Raw genomic sequence first — 19094 nt, 5'->3', positions numbered from 1 at the left:
GATTTTTAGATAAAAGATATGAGATTAGAGACTAATCTACACAGTCAAAATCTGTTAAATACTTTATCTAATTTATTTGCTTTAATTAATTAAGCTGCAAAAATAAAAAAAAATAGTAAGCCCATGCAATCTATTCATTTTTCCTTATCTTCATATACGCATTGTTTCTGTCCTATTAATTCCCCAGCAAAATGAAACAAACAATAGTTTTAGTTCTGCTTGTTGCACTCCCTGTAATTTCGTTTTCAAAGAACAAGGCAGTACGCTTTCAAAAGCTGACCATAGCTGACGGACTTTCGTTAAGTTCGGTATATTGTGTGCACAGGGATTCGAAAGGATACATGTGGTTTGGAACAGAAGATGGACTTAACAGGTACGATGGATATCGATTTAAAGTATTTCGCACAAATGTAAAAGAGTCCAATAGCATCTGTTACAAATGGATTGAACATATCTACGAGGATTCAAGCGGAAATCTTTGGTTTGGTTCAAAAGCTGGGTTATCTAAATTTAATCCCCAAAAAGAACACTTTACCAACTTCAGCTCCTCGTCTACACAACCGAACAAGTTAACCCAAGATACCATCACTTGCCTATTACAGGTTTCCGATAGTTTATTGCTGACAGGAACAACAAATGGAATACATCAAATCAATATAAACTCTCACCAAGTCCAGTCCTCTTCAATAGTAGAAGGGCGGATCAACCAGATAAAATTATCGGATAATGACGAAGCCTGGATATGCACAAACAAAGGTTTATATCGTTTTTCCTCAAAACAAAACACCTATACGCAGGAATTGCCAACTTCCGTTAATACTCCATTGCCCGTTAATGCAATGTTGCAACAAGAAAACACATTATGGCTGGCAGGAGCGCAGAAGTTATATCGATATGACTTGGAAACACAATCCTTAAAAACGTCCCATATATTATCGCAAGCTTTTACCAACGAAAATATTGAATCCATTGTTGCGGATAAACATAACCGGCTTTGGATTAGCACTAACCAGGGGCTATATTTATACCATGTACAATCCGACCAATCACAACTTTTAATAGGAACCTCCAACAACACCAACAGCCTGTCTATTAATACACAAAAGCCCTTAACCTTTGATAGTAACGGTATCTTGTGGTTTGGTACGCATGGTGATGGGCTATATCTCATCTATCCCGATTTACAAATAAGACAACACAAATACAATCCTATAGAGGTAACAGGCATAAGCCAAAATGCCATCAACTGCATTTACAATGATACTGTATCCGGGAATATATGGCTAGGGACGTTTGGTGCCGGTTTAAACATGTTTAATGCATTTGTGAACAAATTTGATATTTTAAAACACAATCCCCTTGATCCCAACAGCCTTTCCAGCGATTTTATTTGGTCGATACAAGAAGATAAAGATGGATCGCTATGGATAGGAACCAACGACAAGGGCATTAGCCATTATTATCCTTCGGAAGACAAATTCGAGTTTTTCGATGATCATCCTCAATCCAAAGGAAGTTTGTCTAACACCTCAGTAAGAGAGATTTTTCAGGATAGCCAAGGCTCTATTTGGATAGGAACGGATGGAGGAGGTTTGAATCGATATAACGCATCATCACGTGACTTTAAAGTCTATAAGAACACGGAAAACAATCCCTATTCTATTTCCGACAATTCTGTACGTGTTGTTTATGAGGATAATAAGGGTCAATTATGGATAGGCACAAAAAACGGTTTGAATAAATTCAATCGGTTAACTCAAAGATTTACCCGCTACCTGAACGATGAATCGGATCCTGCATCCATTTCGAACAACTTTGTATACTCTGCGATATTGGAAGATAAAAGCGGATTTTTATGGATCGGCACGTACGGTGGAGGTCTAAACCGGATGGATACGCAGAATGAAACCTTTAAAGCATATACCACCCATAACAATCATGGGAAATCGCTAAGCAATGATATTGTTTTTTCCCTGTTTGAAGATGATACAGGTTTGATTTGGATAGGAACAAACCAAGGACTCAACGTACTAAACCCATCCAACGATTCCATACGCATCTTTAGTTTGGATGATGGATTGCCCAATGAAGTGATATATGGAATTTTACCAGATGACAACGGCCTTCTTTGGCTTAGCACAAATCGTGGAATCAGCTGTTTTAATCCCAAAAATGAATCCTTTACAAATTACGATGTAAACGATGGATTACAAAGCAATGAATTTAATGGCGGTGCGTTCCATAGAGGGAATAGTGGGCGGCTTTATTTTGGTGGAGTTTACGGGCTAAACATGATAGATCCAGACCAAATGAGTAAAAATAAATATTGTAACCCGACTATAATAACATCGCTGGAAGTATTGGGGCAACCTGTCAAAATTAACAAAGCAGGCAACATCGGTGATCATAAAATTTCGTTGATTAACGAACAACTCCAAATGGATCGGCATATCACTTATACAAGTGAAGTTGTTCTGGATTATTCCCACAGGTTTTTTTCTTTGGAATTTTCGGGTCTCAACCACCTTCTCCCGGAGAAGACTAAATACAAGTACCAAATGTACCCAATAGATAAATATTGGCGCGAAGCAGGAAACAGAAACTATGTTTCGTATGCCAACATTGAACCAGGTAATTATTTATTTAAAGTTAAGGCGTCTAATCCGGAAGGATTATGGCCAGATGAAGCAACTGAATTGAGAATTACCGTTCAGCCACCATTCTGGCTTACGTATTGGTTTATAACCATTGAAATATTATTTGTGTTGTTGATGATTGTTTTTGTCCACCGATTCCTCATCAAGATAAAATTGAACAAAGCGCTGAAGATCCAAAATAAAAGAATTAAAACCGTTAACCTTAAATTAAAAGAATCCGAGAACAGTCTAAAGAGAACGAACGCAGCCAAAGACCGGTTCTTTTCGATTATATCACATGACCTAAAAAACCCCTTTGCAAGTCTAATGTCAATCAGCGAAGTACTGGCCAATCATTACGATGAGTCGGATGAAGAAGATCGCAAGATGTGTGTTGCCAGAATCAACGCTTCGCTAAAAAATGTTTATTCTTTATTGGAAAACCTGCTTACCTGGTCAAGGTCGCAGCGAGGCGTTATCGAATTCAAGAAATCAACTTTTAACCTTTCTAACCTCATTACCGAAAACATCAACTTAAACCTGGTCACCAGTCAAAAGAAAAACATCACTTTAAAAGCCGAGAACATTAATAGTCATATGGCCTACGGCGATAGGGATACCATAAATACCATTATCAGAAACCTTACCGCCAATGCCTTAAAATATACTAAACCCGGAGGAACGGTAAATCTAACAATAACGGACCACAATGGTACGCATTGGAAAATATCGGTGATAGATACTGGTTTGGGAATAAGCAAGGATAACCTGACCAGATTGTTTTCGATAGACCAAAAAGTAAAAACCGATGGTACATCAGGCGAAAAGGGAACCGGCTTGGGTTTGATCATCTGCAAAGAGTTTGCCGAGAAAAATGACGGAACCATTGGTGTCAGCAGTGAAATAGGAAAGGGTTCTACTTTTTGGTTTACCGTTCCCAAAGCACCTCCATAATATAAAACGACATGTTTACTAGCGCATTAATTGAGATAACGATTACCACAGGTTAAAACAATCGCTTATCCCATATATATTCTTCGGAGCGCACCAATTTTGCTCTTCCGGGATATAAGGGACACCCTGTGTTGATGACATAGTTATATCGGTTCGGCACAAGCGCAGAAGGTACCTTAAGCATTAATAACGCTTTATTCTCGTACCAATCCAAGCCCATTTCCTGAAGAATGGCATAAGAAGCCCGTTTATGACGGTTGGCGGGTGGTTTCTTCGCTAGTAGTTGCCTGTGCATCTTAATAAAACATATTTAAAACGAACTACTGACCGAGATTAATGCTAAGCCTCACCCCCCATCTTTCAAATTCCATTTCATTGAAGCCTGCGAATACGCCAACGTTGGCTACCAAATAAATCTGGCTGATTCCATAGCCTACTTCATTGTAGTTTTTAAAGCCTGACTGCGTCAGATGGCTGAAATAAATATTCTCGTTCCAGAGTTTATCCTGCAAGAAAGGAATATTTTTTATGAGCAGGTAAGGCGTGGAATAACTTAAGTGCGCCTCAACATACCACTTGTTGGTGCTATATTCGTAATCGTTGAGCAAATTAAAATTTCTTTTCCAGTCTTTAAAAGAAATTGGCACCTCACTGGTATTAAAATGTTTGAAGTGCGAGAAATGCATTGCCGAATTGTTCAAGAAATATCCTGCACTTATATCATAGTTCAAATGGTACATTAAACTCCATTGCAACTCCTGATCAACGCTCAACTCCAGCAAATCGTATCGAGCCGTAGCGTTCAGCACACCAGACAACCCCGAACGATACAACAAATTAAAAGTAGGATAATCTGAATGCAACATTGTTTTTTTACCGCCTTCTATTTTATAGAAATATTTTGGAGTATAGGTCAACTTACCTTCCACAAAAAAACTTTTCCTTCCCCTAAAAACATTTACATCTTCATGGTTAAGTACCCTATTGTTTTCCCGGTAATCCTTGTTGTTATATGCAAAAGAATAATCCGTGTTATTTTCGAGTCTGTCAATATTCTGATATTTGACTTTCACGCTTAAATCAAGTCCATTAAAAAGCTCCGTCCTGCTTCGTACATAAATATAATTGTCTTGATAAAGTTTCATATAATTATCTTTCAAAAGCAAGGAAGAAGCCATATTAACAAAAGGAGCGATACCCGTTTCTTCGTTAAAATCTTTACTTATTTGACCGGCATTAAGCGTAAACATAATACGTTTAATATGATCATAATGCAGTTTGGTCTCCAAATTCCACATCAATTTTTGACGACCAAAGGCATACTTTAGCGTTGGAATTATATCTATGCGACGCCTATCATCCGCAAACTTTCTCCGGAAATCAAATTGTTGGGCATAGGAAACTCCATCTACACTGTTAAATCCAAAAGATCCAAGACCTATAAGACCATTATACCCGAATTCAACCGTAGAATCGCAAATCATGGAATTCACCCCATACAAAATGTTACCTAATGTTTTGGCCAGTTTTGATCGCTTTTTCTTTTCTTGCAGAGTAGTGTCCACCTCTAGGCCTGCCAGCGCCAATGTCAAGGAATCCTTGATACCAAAGCTCTCTATTTCTTTCTTGCTCAAAGGGATGGGTCTGATTTTATTCCAATCGATAGAATCAACGCTTACCGTATCCTTTACAATTCGATACAAGCTATCCCTGGATTCAAGCCTTAACCCCTTTCCAACTTGCTCCATGCCTCTATTCTCTTTCTCCATCAAACGAGAGAGTTTCATCATCTCGCGGTTACTTAAATCATCCTTTTTAAGCAAAGCTTCTACTTTTTCCTGATTTTTGGTTAAAGGAGGTATTGTTTTTTCCTTTTCCTTCAAAAATTCCTGCTCCGCTTCCACCTCGGCATATGCTTTTTTAAGCGATGAAGGCACTGGTAAATCAGTGTTCAGTTCCACTTTTTCATATTTAACGGATCCGCCATAATTGGCCACCACTTTAAATCCCATCATTTTTAAATCCACATCGAAATGATGACTTACAGGCAACCAGGCCTTACCCTTTACTTGCTCCTGAACCTGTTTTATACGAACCTTACCAAAGAATTGTTCATTGACAAGATCCACAGAATGAAGGTTCCAAAGTTTGTCAACCACATAAATATAACCTTCAAAAAGTTTCTGGTTTTTACGTTTGGGTGTTACCTTAATCTTATTTACATAATGCTCACCCTGCTGGAAAAATCCCTCATACCTATATTTATAAAAGGATAATGCTTTTCGTGATATTGGCGAAATAGCCAATTCGCTTTCTGAATCGTAAAAACTATAGTTCAAAAAACCCAACACTTCATCATCGCCATCGTTGGGTATGGTTGAACGTTTGGAAATCTGTTTATGGATATAACGATTGGGCGAGTTAAACGTAATCTCATTCACTGACTCGGCCACATAACTATTTCCCTCTTCTATACCCTCTTCTTTCAATTGCTTGCGGAAGAGTCGGGGAACTTTGTTCATATCAAAGCCTCCCTTTAAATACACATTGGCTTTGTAATGTTTAATTTGCCGAAGGAAATAAGGTGCCAAACTAATTGAATTTCGAATAATCCCGTAGGCTGGATCTTCATCCCCCGAAAACACACGTACCTCCTTTATTTCGTAGTTTTGCGGCCTCAATTCTATATCCATTACCATATCTTCGCCTAGCATATTCACTTCCCGCTGAACCTTTGTAAAACTCAGTGCCTGAAACGACACATGCGATATTCCGGGAGCAAGTTCAATACTGTATTCTCCATCGAGATTAGAAGTGGTACCCGTTGTTAATTCTCGAATATAGATAGAAGCGAACGGAATAGGTTCCCCATTGGATGATCGTATCACACCCGACAAAACCTGGGAGTATGTGGTAGAATAAAAAATGCCCAATAACAATAGCATATACATTGATTTGGGCATCTTAATTTTATAGGTTCTTTTTAACAAGGCGATGGTATCTATGGTCGATTCCACAATTGACATTTGAATTAAATTTAGTTCTAGGTTCAGTCAATATAACGATTAACTCCCCGAATAGTTACAGACATTTATTTCAAAGGATACCGTATCTAAGCACATCGATTAAAACAATGCCTTATTTATAACTTAATCCAAATGTTCTGTTTTTTGGCATAAAATTGGGACTAAGGTACAAACACTAAACAAAACTTTTTTTGAAAAAGTTTTGTGAAAAAGATGATAAACGACAGGTTTTAGGTATTTTTGTCAATTCGCGAACAACCAAAAATAAATAATAATATGCCATCTATTTCAAAACGTGGGTATGATATGCCTGCTTCCCCGATAAGAAAACTAGTTCCCTTTGCTAATGCCGCCATTGAAAGGGGCATAAAAATATATCACCTGAACATTGGACAGCCAGATATCCACACCCCAAAAATTGCCATAGATGCCATTAAAAATATTGATAGGACAGTGTTAGAATATAGCGACTCGGCAGGTATTCCTGAGTTTCGCGAAAAACTGACTCAATACTATCGCCATCACAACATTAATGTAACCAAAGAGGAAGTTATGGTTACTACAGGGGGATCCGAAGCATTTATCTTTGCTTTTTTCTGTTGTTTTAATCCTGGCGACGAAATCATTATTCCTGAACCTTTTTACGCCAACTATAGTAGTTTTGCCAATGCGATGGGCATTAACATTAAACCTATTACTTCCACATTTGAAAAAGAATTCGCCCTACCACCGATAGAAAAATTTGAAAAATTAATTACCCCCCAAACCAAAGGTATTTTCATCTGTAATCCTAATAATCCAACTGGTTATTTGTATTCCGAAGAGGAACTGAACCAACTTAAGGACATTGTGTTGCAAAACAATCTGTTTTTATTGTCAGATGAAGTTTACCGCGAGTTTTGTTATGACGAGGGAGGTCATTTCTCAGCTTTAAACCTAAAAGGCCTTGAGGAAAACGTGGTACTTATAGACTCCGTCAGCAAGCGTTATAGTGAATGTGGGATTCGGATAGGGACTTTGGTAAGCAGAAATAAAGAGGTAATGGAATCGGCCTTGAAATTTGCCCAGGCACGATTAAGCCCTCCTTTATTGGGCCAGATTGCGGCTTGCGCCTCATTGGATGTCGCACCCGAATACACAGAAAACGTGTATAAAGAATACCTCCACCGAAGAAACGTTTTGGTAGAAGGCCTTAATCGTATACCTGGTGTTAAATCCGCGGTTCCTAAAGGTGCCTTTTACACCATGGCTAAATTGCCCGTAAAGGATTCTGAACATTTTTGCCAATGGATATTAAGTGATTTTGAATATGAAGGTCAAACTGTCATGATGGCCCCCGGCTCGGGTTTTTACAGCAGTCGCTACCTGGGAAATGACGAGGTTAGGATCGCTTACGTTTTAAATGTAGAAGATCTAAAAAATGCGCTTGTGGTGATTGAAAAGGCTTTGGAAGTATACCCCGGCAGAACAGTCAGCAGTCAATCGTCAGCGATTGGCAATAAGCAATAAACCGATTACCGGATATGTTTGTTCTTAACGTGTAATCATTATCTTTGAGGCGTTTTAGTATACACTTATAGTGCCCTGTTGCTTTGAACCTCAATTTATACATAGCCCATAAAATTAGAAAAGGGGAAATTACCGGAAAAAAATTATCCGGCCCCATTATTACCGTCGCTACCATTGGTATCGTTTTGGGCATAACGGTAATGATTCTTTCTATGTCCATAGGCTCGGGCTTTAAGAGAGAGATTAGAAATAAAATAATAGGTTTTGGTGCACACGTACAAGTAGTTAACTACGATTATAACTCCTCCTACGAAACCAAACCCATCGAACGGGACTCCACGTTTGTCAATCAGGTTTTAGCTATTCCAGGCGTTAAAAAGGTGCAAGAGTTCGCCACCAAACCAGGATTGTTAAAAACAAAAGAAAATATTCAGGGTGTTATTATTAAAGGTATCGGAAAGGATTTTGACTGGGAATATTTTAACCAAATAATAATTGAAGGAGAAAAACCGGATGTTACACAAGAAAAAACATCCAACGATATCATTATGTCCCGAACGCTGGCGCGTCTCTTAAAATTAAAAGTTGGCGACAAAGTACCCACGTATTTTTTTCAGGACAGGATTAGGCCCCGTAATTTCCGCATTTCTGCCATTTACGATTCCAGCCTGCCGGAGTTTGACAAAGTATTTCTGTTTGTGGATATCCGCCACATCATAAAGTTGAACAAATGGGAGGATAACCAAGTTACCGGTTACGAGATAACGTTAGACGAATTTGAGGATATTCCGGAACTCTCATTCCGGATAGATCTACTGGCGGCTTCCAAAATTTCTCCGGATGGCGGGTTATTACGTACAACCACCATAATTCAGCAACAACCTCAAATTTTTGGTTGGCTTAATTTGTTAGATACCAATGTAGCTATCATTCTGATATTAATAGTCTTGGTAGCCGGATTCAACATGATTTCCGGTTTATTAATTATTATTTTGGAGCGCACCGCCATGATCGGGATACTAAAAGCCTTAGGTAAGCAAAATCACAATATCCGTAAGGTCTTTATTTATCTGGCCACTTTTATCATTACAAAAGGTGTACTCATCGGAAATATCGTTGGTATCACAATTTGTCTGGTGCAGAAATATTTTGGAATTATCTCACTGGATCCCGAAAATTATTATTTAGATACGGTTCCAATTCACCTGAATTTATGGCACCTCCTTTATCTTAATATCGGAACTATTGTTGTTTCATACCTTATGATGATAGCGCCATCGTACCTGGCAACCAAAATTACGCCAGTGGAAGCGATACGCTTTGATTAACCAATCCAAAACCGCATATTTATACAATTGTACCTCTTCGTACACCTTGTGAACGGTAACGGACAATTATCGAACTTTTTAAATAAGCGCTAAAAATCGCGCCTCTCAAACCACCTATACACTACACCCTGATTACCATCTCCTTAAACGCAAACTTAAATCTTTTTTCGAACACTTACGATATATGGCATGGTTTTTAATATACAATTAAGTGTATTTATACAAAAGGTTTAAATTAAAGACAAGACAATGAGAAAAAATGCTGGAAACGTCCGGCATTTTTTTTAACGTAAAGCCCACCCATACTTTTCACTTTCTATTTACCAGAACACCAACAATCCCATCGCATTAGTATTAAAGTTACATTCTTTTAAACGGCTTATAAAATATCAACAGAACTTAAGCTATGACAATATTTAATGTCTTGCCAAAAGACAAAATATCTAAAATTATTTGGCACTAATCTAAAAGCAAAATTTGGTATAAATTTGGTACAAATCCGCTGACACCTGTATCATATTATTGTTTAATTTAGTATATTAAATGCACGAATAAGATTTATACTAAATATGCCAGACAACTTCATCCATAAATTAACAGAAAGATTAAAAGAGGACTTACCAGGAGCATGTGCACAAAACAAAATGTCGCCCAGTGTTCGATTTACAGGTAAGGTTATACCCAACACCAATAAAACCAGGGAAAGCAGTGTTTTAATATTGTTTTATTTAAAGGATAATACGTTATATATACCATTTATTCAGCGATCAAGGTATGATGGTCCGCACAGCGGTCAGATAAGTTTGCCAGGCGGTAAATTTGAACCACAAGACAAAAATTTACTGGAGACCGCATTGCGTGAAACGTGGGAAGAGATTGGAGTACGACCAGATAAAATGCAAATATTGGGGAACTTAACTTCTACATATATACCAAACAGCAATTACAATGTAACACCATACATCGCCTATTTGCCCGAAGAGCCTAATTTTATACTTGATTCATTTGAAGTGGCCAACATTATAGAAGCTCAGGTAGCGCAATTGATTGCGCCGGAAACCATTGATTTATTCGTTAAAAAAGTAAATGGCGTACAAGTTGAAGCACCTTTTTTCAACATCAACAATCATCAAATATGGGGAGCTACAGCTATGATAATTAGTGAATTAAAAGAACTTATCACTACAATAGACACTATTCCATCAAATTCTTGTAATGCTCATAACGGTCAAGAATCTCGGTAACATACAAATAAGGTTCTTCGCCTCTACAGTAACCGAACTGAACCACCGGATCGTTGAAATAGACAGGCTTAGATTTATTCAGCAGGTAAAAGTCCACATTATCCTCCCAAACCTTTGGGTTTTTTCCGTTCTTTTCAGCCAACCTCATGGCATCCAGCACGTGGCCCAACCCCACATTGTACGAGGCCAAGATAAACTTTAACCGCTCTTTCGGATCGTCAATTCGCAACGACAACCTGGAATCCAACCATTTTAAGAACTGTATCCCCCCGCGAATATTTTCCTGTGGGGAGGTAATATTGCTTACCCCAAATCGTTTGGCGGTTTCGGGCATTAGCTGCATCAATCCCTGAGCGCCTGCCCAACTTTTAATCTCGGGCGAGAACCTTGATTCTTGATATATTAAGGCTGCTATTAACCGCCAATCCCAATCAATAGTCGCACTTTCTTTTTTAATTATATCATCAAATTTTGATACCAAGCCACCTTTAATGGAATTATAACCTGAATCGACAATATGTGTTGACCTTCTGTTTTCGAAATACTTTTTGTAGATTAGCCGGTACTTCGTGGTTTTGCGGAATCTCACCAACCAGTTATTAATGACATGAAGCAAATCGGGCGAACTTTTTCGAACCCCCCAGGCCATTTTTTGTGGGAAACTAATGGCTGTTTCCACGTCAATATTCTTGTAATAGTTCAGGTTTACCTTAGCCAGGTTCTCATCACAAATGGTATAAGAGATTTCCCCTTCGGCCACCAGTCCTATTAACTGTTCCGCTTCATAGTCCGGAATCTCCACAATATTGATACTATCCCCAATTTCATCGGACAAATGGCGTAATCGCGTCACATAAGACGAACCTTTTTGAACATAAATAGTTTTACCAGCCAAATCCAATTGATTTCGAATCAATTCATTAAACCTGCTCTTCCGTTGAACACTATTTGTTTTTTCGTGCTTGCGCTGCACTAACACCTGGCGAGAATAGGTATGCGGCTCGGTAAATTGAATCACCTTACTTCTTTCGCGGGTTACCGTAAGGTTTTGAGCAATTAAATCAATTTTACCCGACTTAAGATGACCTATATTGTCATGTACATCGTTACTTACTTTAACTTCCAGCTTAATGCCCAAATTGTTGCAAAACTCTTCGAGCAACTCAAGCTGGTAGCCCATAGGTTTACCCTTGTAAATAAAATAATTGGTGGAGTTGTAATCGGTAGCAACTTTGAGTTTGCCCCGTTCTTGTATACCTTCCAAATCAAATTCAACTTCCCTTTCAACCTCAACCTGCTTTGTTTTCTTTGTTTCAGTAGTACAAGCTGCCACAATAAACAGAAACAGGATCCCCGTCTTTACAATTTGTCTCATACACAATTGTTTAATTTCCAGGGAACAAATATAATTGAAAAAACACTTTTTTCAAACTACAATTAACCAACAAAAATAACGGATAAAAAACTTAATCATAAAAATTCCATGAGATACCCCATTTAAATCGAATTGGCGTATACGGATAACCAACGGTTAAAAAATAATTCCTGTCCAGTAAGCTTTGATTAAAATGATCAAATTTTAAGAATATGCGGGCTCTCTTCAACTGCAAGTTCATAAACGCATCCATAAACGGGTAGTTACCAATCTTCATTTTATCTTGTAAATAAAATTGTCCCGTGGCTGGCATATAAGACGGGGTATAATACTCGGTATGATACTTTACATCCAAACCTATCTGTACATTTAAAACCCGTTTAGCCAGATAAAAATTAAAGTAATTAGAGGATAGGCCTGCAAAATCCGGTAATGGATATAAATCTTTATGCGAAGTGTACTGATAAGCCAGTTTATTGTCGCTGTGAAGCGCTCCAAACTTAAAGTTCTTATACAAAGAAACTTGAAATGCATTAATTAGCTGGGTGGACTGATCGGGCACTGCCTCATAATTCCAATATATATAATCGGTCAGGGATTTCGATTCAAATGCTAATTTCAAATCACGGGTTGGAATGTTTAAGCCAAATTCCAAATTTATTGTTTTCTCTTGCTTAAAATTATTGTTCCAACTAAAGTGATTGGAATAATAGTTTTCTAAAAGAAATTCAGGCTGTCTTAAATCGACCTTACCCCTGGCATAAAAACCGGCAGTATCATTAAAAACCTGATACAACGTATTTATGTTTCCTTCTAATTGAATATCGCCCGCCTTATACCCCTGCACATAAACCTTACCTCCAACGTTCCACCAAAAATTCCGGCCAATATTCTTAAATACCTGTCCCCCCAAGTGCGTACTAACCAAAGTTTTATTTTTATAATGGTATATAGCGGTAGCAAGCGCTGTATTTATGGTTGGCTCAGTCTGATATTTATAGTTTTTTATTTCGTTGGTCACATAGGCTCTCACCCCAAACTTAAGCAGGGAGTTTGCTTCCTCGTTGAACTTAATTTGGAAGGTATTTTTAAAATTCGTGTACCTTGTGGTATCACCCGTTGTTTCCGGATAATCGTAATTTGCGTTATAAATAGGTATGGAATCACCAGAATCAATGTACGATGACAAATCGTCAATTTTAAACGCCCTTTTATAACTTTTCAAATGCATGGTATGATAAACCGTACTCACCGGTAATTGCTCCTCTTCCTCGTATTCCTCCTCATATTCCACACCAGGCCTTTCCGGCAATGAATCCTTTTGAACAACATTCCGTTTGTTTATCTTAATCTTACCGATACCCAAAGATTGTGTAACGAAAAACTGATAATTCTCAACCGTGTTAGTCTGATCGGTATATTTAACAGGAATATTTTCTGCCTGATCGTATCCGTATATATCAGGATTCAAAATCACATCATGGTCATCGGCTTCCAATCCTCCATTTTCGTAATGTTCCGCTTTGTTGTAGGCCAACACGCCGTGTATGGAATACTTGTTGCTCTTATAACTCATAAAGAAATTAAAATTGCGATTATCGGTTTGCTGGGAGCTGTATGAACCCACGGAAGAAATCAGGTGGTAATGAAAACCCAAATTCCATTTTTTATTGATATTCTGTGTAAAAAAGGCAGACACGTTTTCCTCCGAACGCCTTTTAGGCCCTGCATATATGTAGGTTAGATTAGTGTATGGCACCTTACTGTTGTAATACTTTATGTCTTCTGGTTGCACAAAATATTCTTGCAAGGAATTTAGAAAAATAAACTCGTTGTAATCCTTTTTAAACGACAATAAATTTGAAGTATAAGCACCTCCTAAATTACCCAAATGAATATTGGAAAAGCTATTTTTATAGATAGGGTCGTATTGCTGTACCCCTGTGGTTGCCGTATCGATGGCAAGCGAATCCACCAGCGTAAAATCATCTAACAGTCTCCATGACCTTAACCTGTCCTCCGGGGCCACTTGCGGGGCTTTACTTTCTTCTTCATGTCCTTGACCTTCCTGTCGCTGGCCTTCAGGCCTTCGACCCCCCTGCCCTAACATTTTGACTGATAAGACCAATAGAAAAACTAAATATATCCACTTTTTACTCATTGTGCGCAAAGATAGAAAAAATTGTTTCGAGCCGACAACTGGCTCATTCGTATTTGACTGGCGTTAGTGAACAAATTTTAAACCAAACGGAATAAATAATCCAAATTAATTCTGCATAAAGCATACGCCTTATTTTCCGACTCTTTATCTAATTGAATATTCAACGATTACGTTTTACAAACATTAAAAATAACAAATAACCACGTTGTGTTAATTAAGTAATTTATTGCATATTTTTTTGAAGGTGTGGATTTTAAATTATTTTTGCGCCATTAAAACTCAATTTATTACACACTTCTGCATAAAACTAACGATATGGTCTATTTCCCTTAATGCACCATTACACTTGTTTTAATGTAGCTACGAAAAACTGTTAAAAATGAAAAAACTTTTAATTGTTGCCATGGTATTGGCTTTTGCAAGTACCATAAAAGCTCAGAATGTTCAATTGCACTACGATTTTGGAGAAGAACGTCAATTATTTACAACTACGGTAGAAATGTTTAAACCGGACAAATACGGTAGCACTTTCTTTTTTATTGATCTTGACTATGGCACTGATAAAAGAGGCGTAGACAATGGTGTTTCTTTAGCCTATTGGGAAATTGCAAGAAGCTTCAAATGGAATGAGAGCCAAAAATTCGAACCCAGAGTAGAATTTAACAGTGGTACATCCACCCTATTCCAAATCGAAAACGCCTATTTAGTTGGTGGTCAGTACACCTGGAACAACGCCGACTTCTCTAAGGTATTCACCTTACAAGCCAATTACAAATACATACAGGACAAAGAAGATGCGGCCTTTCAAATTACTGGTGTTTGGGGATTACATTTCTTTAACAGAAAATTATCTTTTACAGGGTTTGCTGATTTCTGGAAAGAAGAAATGTATTGGGGTACAGATTACAGGTTCTTAGCTGAGCCACAACTATGGTGGAATACTTGCGAAAAATTCTCTTTGGGTACCGAAATTGAACTAAGCAACAACTTTGCCGATGAAAAATTTGTAGTTAATCCTACATTAGCTGTTAAATGGACTTTCTAATTACTGAGCTATGCTAGAAAAATATTTCCAATTAAAAAAAAATAAAACAAACGTACGAACTGAGGTAATTGCCGGTATTACTACGTTTATGACCATGGCCTATATTTTGGCTGTAAACCCCGATATCCTTTCTGCCACTGGAATGGATAAGGGTGCTATTTTTACAGCTACAGCTATTTCTGCTGCATTCGGTACGCTGGTCATGGCGCTTTGGGCCAAGTTGCCATTTGCGCTGGCTCCCGGAATGGGACTAAATGCTTTCTTTGCTTTTGGCGTATGTCTGGGCATGGGAATGTCGTGGCAGTTTGCATTAACCGCAGTTTTTCTGGAAGGCATCTTGTTTATTTTAATGACCGTGTTTAATATACGGGAGGTCATTATCAATGCTATTCCAAAGAGTATAAAAAATGCTATTTCAGTGGGCATTGGCTTGTTCATTGCCTTTATCGGCATGAAGAACTCAGGTATCATTATTGCTCATGACGAAACATTTGTCCATCTCGGGGATATGAAATCGGCCGGTGTATTGTTGGCATTATCAGGAATTGCAATAACAGGAGCTCTTTTAGCCTTAAAGGTCAAAGGTGCATTACTGATCGGTATGGTTGTCACTACCCTAATAGGTATTCCGGTTGGTGTTACTCAGTTACCTCATTTTGATTTCTCGGTACCTTCGGTTTCTTCTATTGCCTGGAAGTTTGACTGGAGCTGGGTCAAAACAGGGGAAGGTATTTTCACCATGATAACAGTATTGTTTACGTTTTTATTTGTTGACATGTTTGATACGGTAGGTACTTTGATTGGGGTTTCAACCAAAGCTGACATGCTAACAGAGGATGGACGTATCCCTAACGTAAAAAAAGCGCTTATGGCTGACTCATTGGGAACAACCATTGGAGCCGTCCTAGGTACTTCTACTGTTACTACTTACGTAGAGTCGGCAGCCGGGGTCGCTGAAGGAGGGCGAACAGGACTTACCGCATTAACAACTGCGGTTTTATTTATTTTTGCCTTGTTCTTATCACCATTGTTTTTAATGATTCCGGCAGCAGCAACTGCCCCTGCACTAGTGTTGGTAGGTGTAATGATGATGACTCCCATTCAGAACCTTACGTTTGACGATTACACGGAATCGATACCCGCATTTTTTGCGCTTATTATGATGCCCTTAACGTTCTCGATTGCAGAAGGGATAGTGTTTGGTATGCTTTCGTATGTAATCCTTAAACTTTTTACAGGTAGATATAAGGAAATATCAATTATCACATATATTCTGGCGATTTTATTTGTTCTGAAATTTGTGTTTATGGGCTAAATGGCATCCATTATATAAAAACGCTTCGGCAACTTGCTGAAGCGTTTTTTTGTTTATATTATCCTGCGTTTTCTAAGTAGTATATGCCCATGTTATTACAGCTCATAAAATTTATACTGGTGGGTTTCTCTGGCCTATTGGTCGATTTTGGATTGACCTTTTTCATAAAAGAGAAATTAAAAGTCCACCGTTACATCGCTAACTCGGTTGGTTTTATTGCTGCTGCAAGTTCAAACTACTATTTAAACCGATGGTATACCTTTCAGAGCAAAAACGAAGAAATATTAACTGAATACAGCAGTTTTTTTATTATTTCACTCATAGGTCTTGCCATCAACAATCTAATCCTATCATTATTAGAGAAGAAGATGAATTTTTATGCGGCTAAGATTGGGGCAATAGTTTTAACTACTTGTTGGAATTTTTTGGCCAATTACTACATCACGTTTCAGCCATAAACAACATCATTTAACCTTTGGCATGCCTCCATGTATTGATAAATCCCAATTAAATGTGTTGCTTTGTGCCTTGCCTTCAAAAATTCTCATTAACAAGGTAAACAGCAGATATTCAAAATATCTAACTTTTTTCCTAACTAATATTTTAGTGATTTAGGCAAATTTTTAGGGTGAACTTTTAAAGGACATATTGCTTTTGTTTTAGTTGCCCTATCATCCATAATAGCGAAATACTGAATGAAAGACCTAACAGTAGGAAACGAAGCAAAACTGATTTTTAATTTTGCTTTACCCATGGTACTCGGAAACTTGTTTCAACAGCTTTACAGCGTGGTTGACCGTATTATCGTGGGGCGTTTTATCGATGACACTGCATTAGCTGCTGTAGGAGCTTCATTTCCTATTTTTTATACACTGATTTCATTTATGATTGGGATAGGGAGTGGTGCTACTATAGTAATTTCACAATACTTTGGAGCGAAAGAAACCGAGAAAGTAAAACGCGCTATTACTACCATTTTTACTTTTCTGTTTTTTGCCAGCCTTGTCATCATGTTTATCGGCATTTATTTTAGTAGGGAGATATTTGTTCTTCTCCATGTTGGTGAAGAGGTGCTTCCCCTTTCCGTGGAGTATTTCACGGTGTATATGACCGGTATGATTGCCTTCTTTGGTTTTAATGGAACTTCATCTATATTGCGAGGCTTGGGCGATTCTAAGACGCCATTACGGTTCTTAATTTTTGCAACCGTTTTAAATATCATTCTCGACGTATTATTTGTAGTTGTGTTTAATTGGGGTATTAAAGCTGTTGCCGCAGCAACGGTTATTTCGCAATTTGCTGCGTTTGCCAGGGCTGTCATGTACCTCGAGAAAAAACAGCACATTATTTCATTTAGGCTTAAACAATGGGTGTTTGACTGGGCACTTTTTAAGCAGAGCTTGCAGATTGGTTTGCCTACCGGATTTCAACAAACTTTTGTTGCCTTAGGAATGATGGCACTTATCCGTATCGTAAACAACTTTGACTCATCCGTTTTGGCCGCCTATACGGCTGCTGGGCAAATTGATGCTCTGGCTGCACTTCCGGCATTAAATCTCGCCTCGGCCCTATCGGCCTTTGTGGGGCAAAACCTAGGTGCCAATAAAATAGACCGCATCAAAAAAGGTTTAAGGGCCACCCTGATAATGGCCTGGAGCATTAGCTTTGTGGTAATGGTTATCGCCTATTTTTTCAGCGAACATTTAATGACCCTTTTCTCAGCCAGTGAAGATGTTATTGGCCACGGTTCAAGCTATCTTGTAATCGTCAGTTCCTTTTATCTTATTTTCTCAACTATGTTTGTGCTACACGGGGTGTTACGAGGCGCAGGTGCAACTTTAATTCCCATGTTTATCACATTGATGTCGCTCTGGGTTATCCGAATTCCTCTAGCCGTTATATTTTCTGATCATTTTGGGGTAAATGGAATCTGGTGGGCCATTCCGGCTGGCTGGACGGCAGGTATGCTTGGCTCACTGATTTATTATCTAAGTGGTAAATGGAAGGGAAAAGGAGTGGTTAAGCAGTCAACAGTGAGTAACAGTGTGCCAAAGTGACCTCACAGCACCTATTGTTAAAATTGGCGGGAAGGCAATCCAGAAATTACTCCATCTGTTATACGGCACTATTTTCGAAGCTCCTCAACAAACATTAGGCCGCATAATTCATCTATTTTCAAGGATTTGAATGTTCTTGCGGGTTAATGCGTAGGCTGCCATGCACCTACTCCGAAGCTACGAGCGCAAGCGCGAGGCTTCCCACAGGCGATACCCGGATTAGAGCGTCTTCCCATATGAATTTGAAGCCACCCGTCCCGAGCCCGATTCACGAAACCCAAATTTGGGTTATTAAAATTGGTTGTGACTTTTCATCGCTGCCCCAAGCAGCATTTATCCTGCAATATGCACTAGAAATTCTATTATGCATTGAAATTACTTTAAAACAAGACACTTCGTTGCATCACTTCAACTCACCAGAACGATGCTCCCGAAAGTAATCCA

Annotated in this window: 12 protein-coding genes; 8 read left to right on the top strand and 4 right to left on the bottom strand. The window is 38.4% G+C overall.

The features are described 5' to 3' along the window. The first annotated feature begins 191 nt into the window (after nt 1-191). Nucleotides 192-3590: a ligand-binding sensor domain-containing protein gene (locus ACRD64_RS22560; RefSeq protein WP_430936368.1), complete on the top strand. Its 3399-nt coding sequence runs from the start codon at nt 192-194 to the stop codon at nt 3588-3590. 52 nt (nt 3591-3642) lie between these two features. On the opposite strand, the gene ACRD64_RS22555 is transcribed toward ACRD64_RS22560, so the two are convergent. Further along, on the bottom strand, nt 3643-3885 hold the full coding sequence (locus ACRD64_RS22555) for an RES domain-containing protein (protein ID WP_430936366.1): 243 nt from the start codon (nt 3883-3885) through the stop codon (nt 3643-3645). Between the two features lie 25 nt (nt 3886-3910). Then, nucleotides 3911-6616: a DUF5686 family protein gene (locus ACRD64_RS22550; protein WP_430936364.1), complete on the bottom strand. Its 2706-nt coding sequence runs from the start codon at nt 6614-6616 to the stop codon at nt 3911-3913. A gap of 276 nt (nt 6617-6892) precedes the next feature. Here ACRD64_RS22550 and ACRD64_RS22545 point away from each other — a divergent pair, with 276 nt between their 5' ends. The 3 genes from ACRD64_RS22545 (at nt 6893) to ACRD64_RS22535 (ending at nt 10697) form a co-directional block, all read left to right on the top strand. After that, nucleotides 6893-8125, top strand: coding sequence for a pyridoxal phosphate-dependent aminotransferase (locus ACRD64_RS22545; RefSeq protein ID WP_430936362.1), 1233 nt, complete (start codon nt 6893-6895; stop codon nt 8123-8125). A gap of 83 nt (nt 8126-8208) precedes the next feature. After that, the gene (locus ACRD64_RS22540; RefSeq protein WP_430936360.1) at nt 8209-9453 is read left to right on the top strand and encodes an ABC transporter permease; all 1245 of its coding nucleotides are present in this window, start codon (nt 8209-8211) and stop codon (nt 9451-9453) included. Between the two features lie 569 nt (nt 9454-10022). After that, nucleotides 10023-10697 (top strand): NUDIX hydrolase, encoded by a 675-nt coding sequence (locus tag ACRD64_RS22535; RefSeq protein ID WP_430936358.1) that lies wholly within the window; start codon nt 10023-10025, stop codon nt 10695-10697. On the opposite strand, the gene ACRD64_RS22530 is transcribed toward ACRD64_RS22535, so the two are convergent. Then, the gene (locus ACRD64_RS22530; protein WP_430936356.1) at nt 10648-12072 is read right to left on the bottom strand and encodes a transporter substrate-binding domain-containing protein; all 1425 of its coding nucleotides are present in this window, start codon (nt 12070-12072) and stop codon (nt 10648-10650) included. The genes ACRD64_RS22535 and ACRD64_RS22530 overlap by 50 nt on opposite strands. 91 nt (nt 12073-12163) lie before the next feature. Beyond that, complete coding sequence (locus ACRD64_RS22525; protein WP_430936354.1) at nt 12164-14182, bottom strand: putative porin; 2019 nt, start codon at nt 14180-14182, stop codon at nt 12164-12166. A 430-nt stretch (nt 14183-14612) separates the two neighbouring features. Here ACRD64_RS22525 and ACRD64_RS22520 point away from each other — a divergent pair, with 430 nt between their 5' ends. The 4 genes from ACRD64_RS22520 to ACRD64_RS22505 all read left to right on the top strand — a co-directional run bounded on the left by ACRD64_RS22520 (nt 14613) and on the right by ACRD64_RS22505 (nt 18650). After that, nucleotides 14613-15278 (top strand): DUF5020 family protein, encoded by a 666-nt coding sequence (locus ACRD64_RS22520; RefSeq protein WP_430936352.1) that lies wholly within the window; start codon nt 14613-14615, stop codon nt 15276-15278. A 10-nt stretch (nt 15279-15288) separates the two neighbouring features. Beyond that, a complete protein-coding gene (locus ACRD64_RS22515) occupies nt 15289-16593 on the top strand; it encodes an NCS2 family permease (RefSeq protein WP_430936350.1) in 1305 nt (434 codons plus the stop codon). 119 nt (nt 16594-16712) lie between these two features. Further along, nucleotides 16713-17051, top strand: coding sequence for a GtrA family protein (locus ACRD64_RS22510; RefSeq protein WP_430936348.1), 339 nt, complete (start codon nt 16713-16715; stop codon nt 17049-17051). Nucleotides 17052-17288: 237 nt separating this feature from the next. Continuing rightward, a complete protein-coding gene (locus tag ACRD64_RS22505; RefSeq protein WP_430936346.1) occupies nt 17289-18650 on the top strand; it encodes an MATE family efflux transporter in 1362 nt (453 codons plus the stop codon). The last annotated feature ends 444 nt before the right edge of the window (nt 18651-19094 follow it).

The sequence above is a fragment of the Saccharicrinis sp. 156 genome, assembly GCF_050589685.1.
Classification (GTDB): domain Bacteria; phylum Bacteroidota; class Bacteroidia; order Bacteroidales; family Marinilabiliaceae; genus Saccharicrinis.
This window is presented reverse-complemented; position numbering and strand designations above follow the sequence as displayed.

Excerpts from the sequence above, each read along its gene's own strand:
- ACRD64_RS22560 (WP_430936368.1), top strand. The coding sequence starts at position 192 with ATGAAACAAACAATAGTTTTAGTTCTGCTTGTTGCACTCCCTGTAATT.
- ACRD64_RS22555 (WP_430936366.1), bottom strand. The coding sequence starts at position 3,885 with ATGCACAGGCAACTACTAGCGAAGAAACCACCCGCCAACCGTCATAAA.
- ACRD64_RS22550 (WP_430936364.1), bottom strand. The coding sequence starts at position 6,616 with ATGTCAATTGTGGAATCGACCATAGATACCATCGCCTTGTTAAAAAGA.
- ACRD64_RS22545 (WP_430936362.1), top strand. The coding sequence starts at position 6,893 with ATGCCATCTATTTCAAAACGTGGGTATGATATGCCTGCTTCCCCGATA.
- ACRD64_RS22535 (WP_430936358.1), top strand. The coding sequence starts at position 10,023 with ATGCCAGACAACTTCATCCATAAATTAACAGAAAGATTAAAAGAGGAC.
- ACRD64_RS22530 (WP_430936356.1), bottom strand. The coding sequence starts at position 12,072 with ATGAGACAAATTGTAAAGACGGGGATCCTGTTTCTGTTTATTGTGGCA.
- ACRD64_RS22525 (WP_430936354.1), bottom strand. The coding sequence starts at position 14,182 with ATGTTAGGGCAGGGGGGTCGAAGGCCTGAAGGCCAGCGACAGGAAGGT.
- ACRD64_RS22520 (WP_430936352.1), top strand. The coding sequence starts at position 14,613 with ATGAAAAAACTTTTAATTGTTGCCATGGTATTGGCTTTTGCAAGTACC.
- ACRD64_RS22515 (WP_430936350.1), top strand. The coding sequence starts at position 15,289 with ATGCTAGAAAAATATTTCCAATTAAAAAAAAATAAAACAAACGTACGA.
- ACRD64_RS22505 (WP_430936346.1), top strand. The coding sequence starts at position 17,289 with ATGAAAGACCTAACAGTAGGAAACGAAGCAAAACTGATTTTTAATTTT.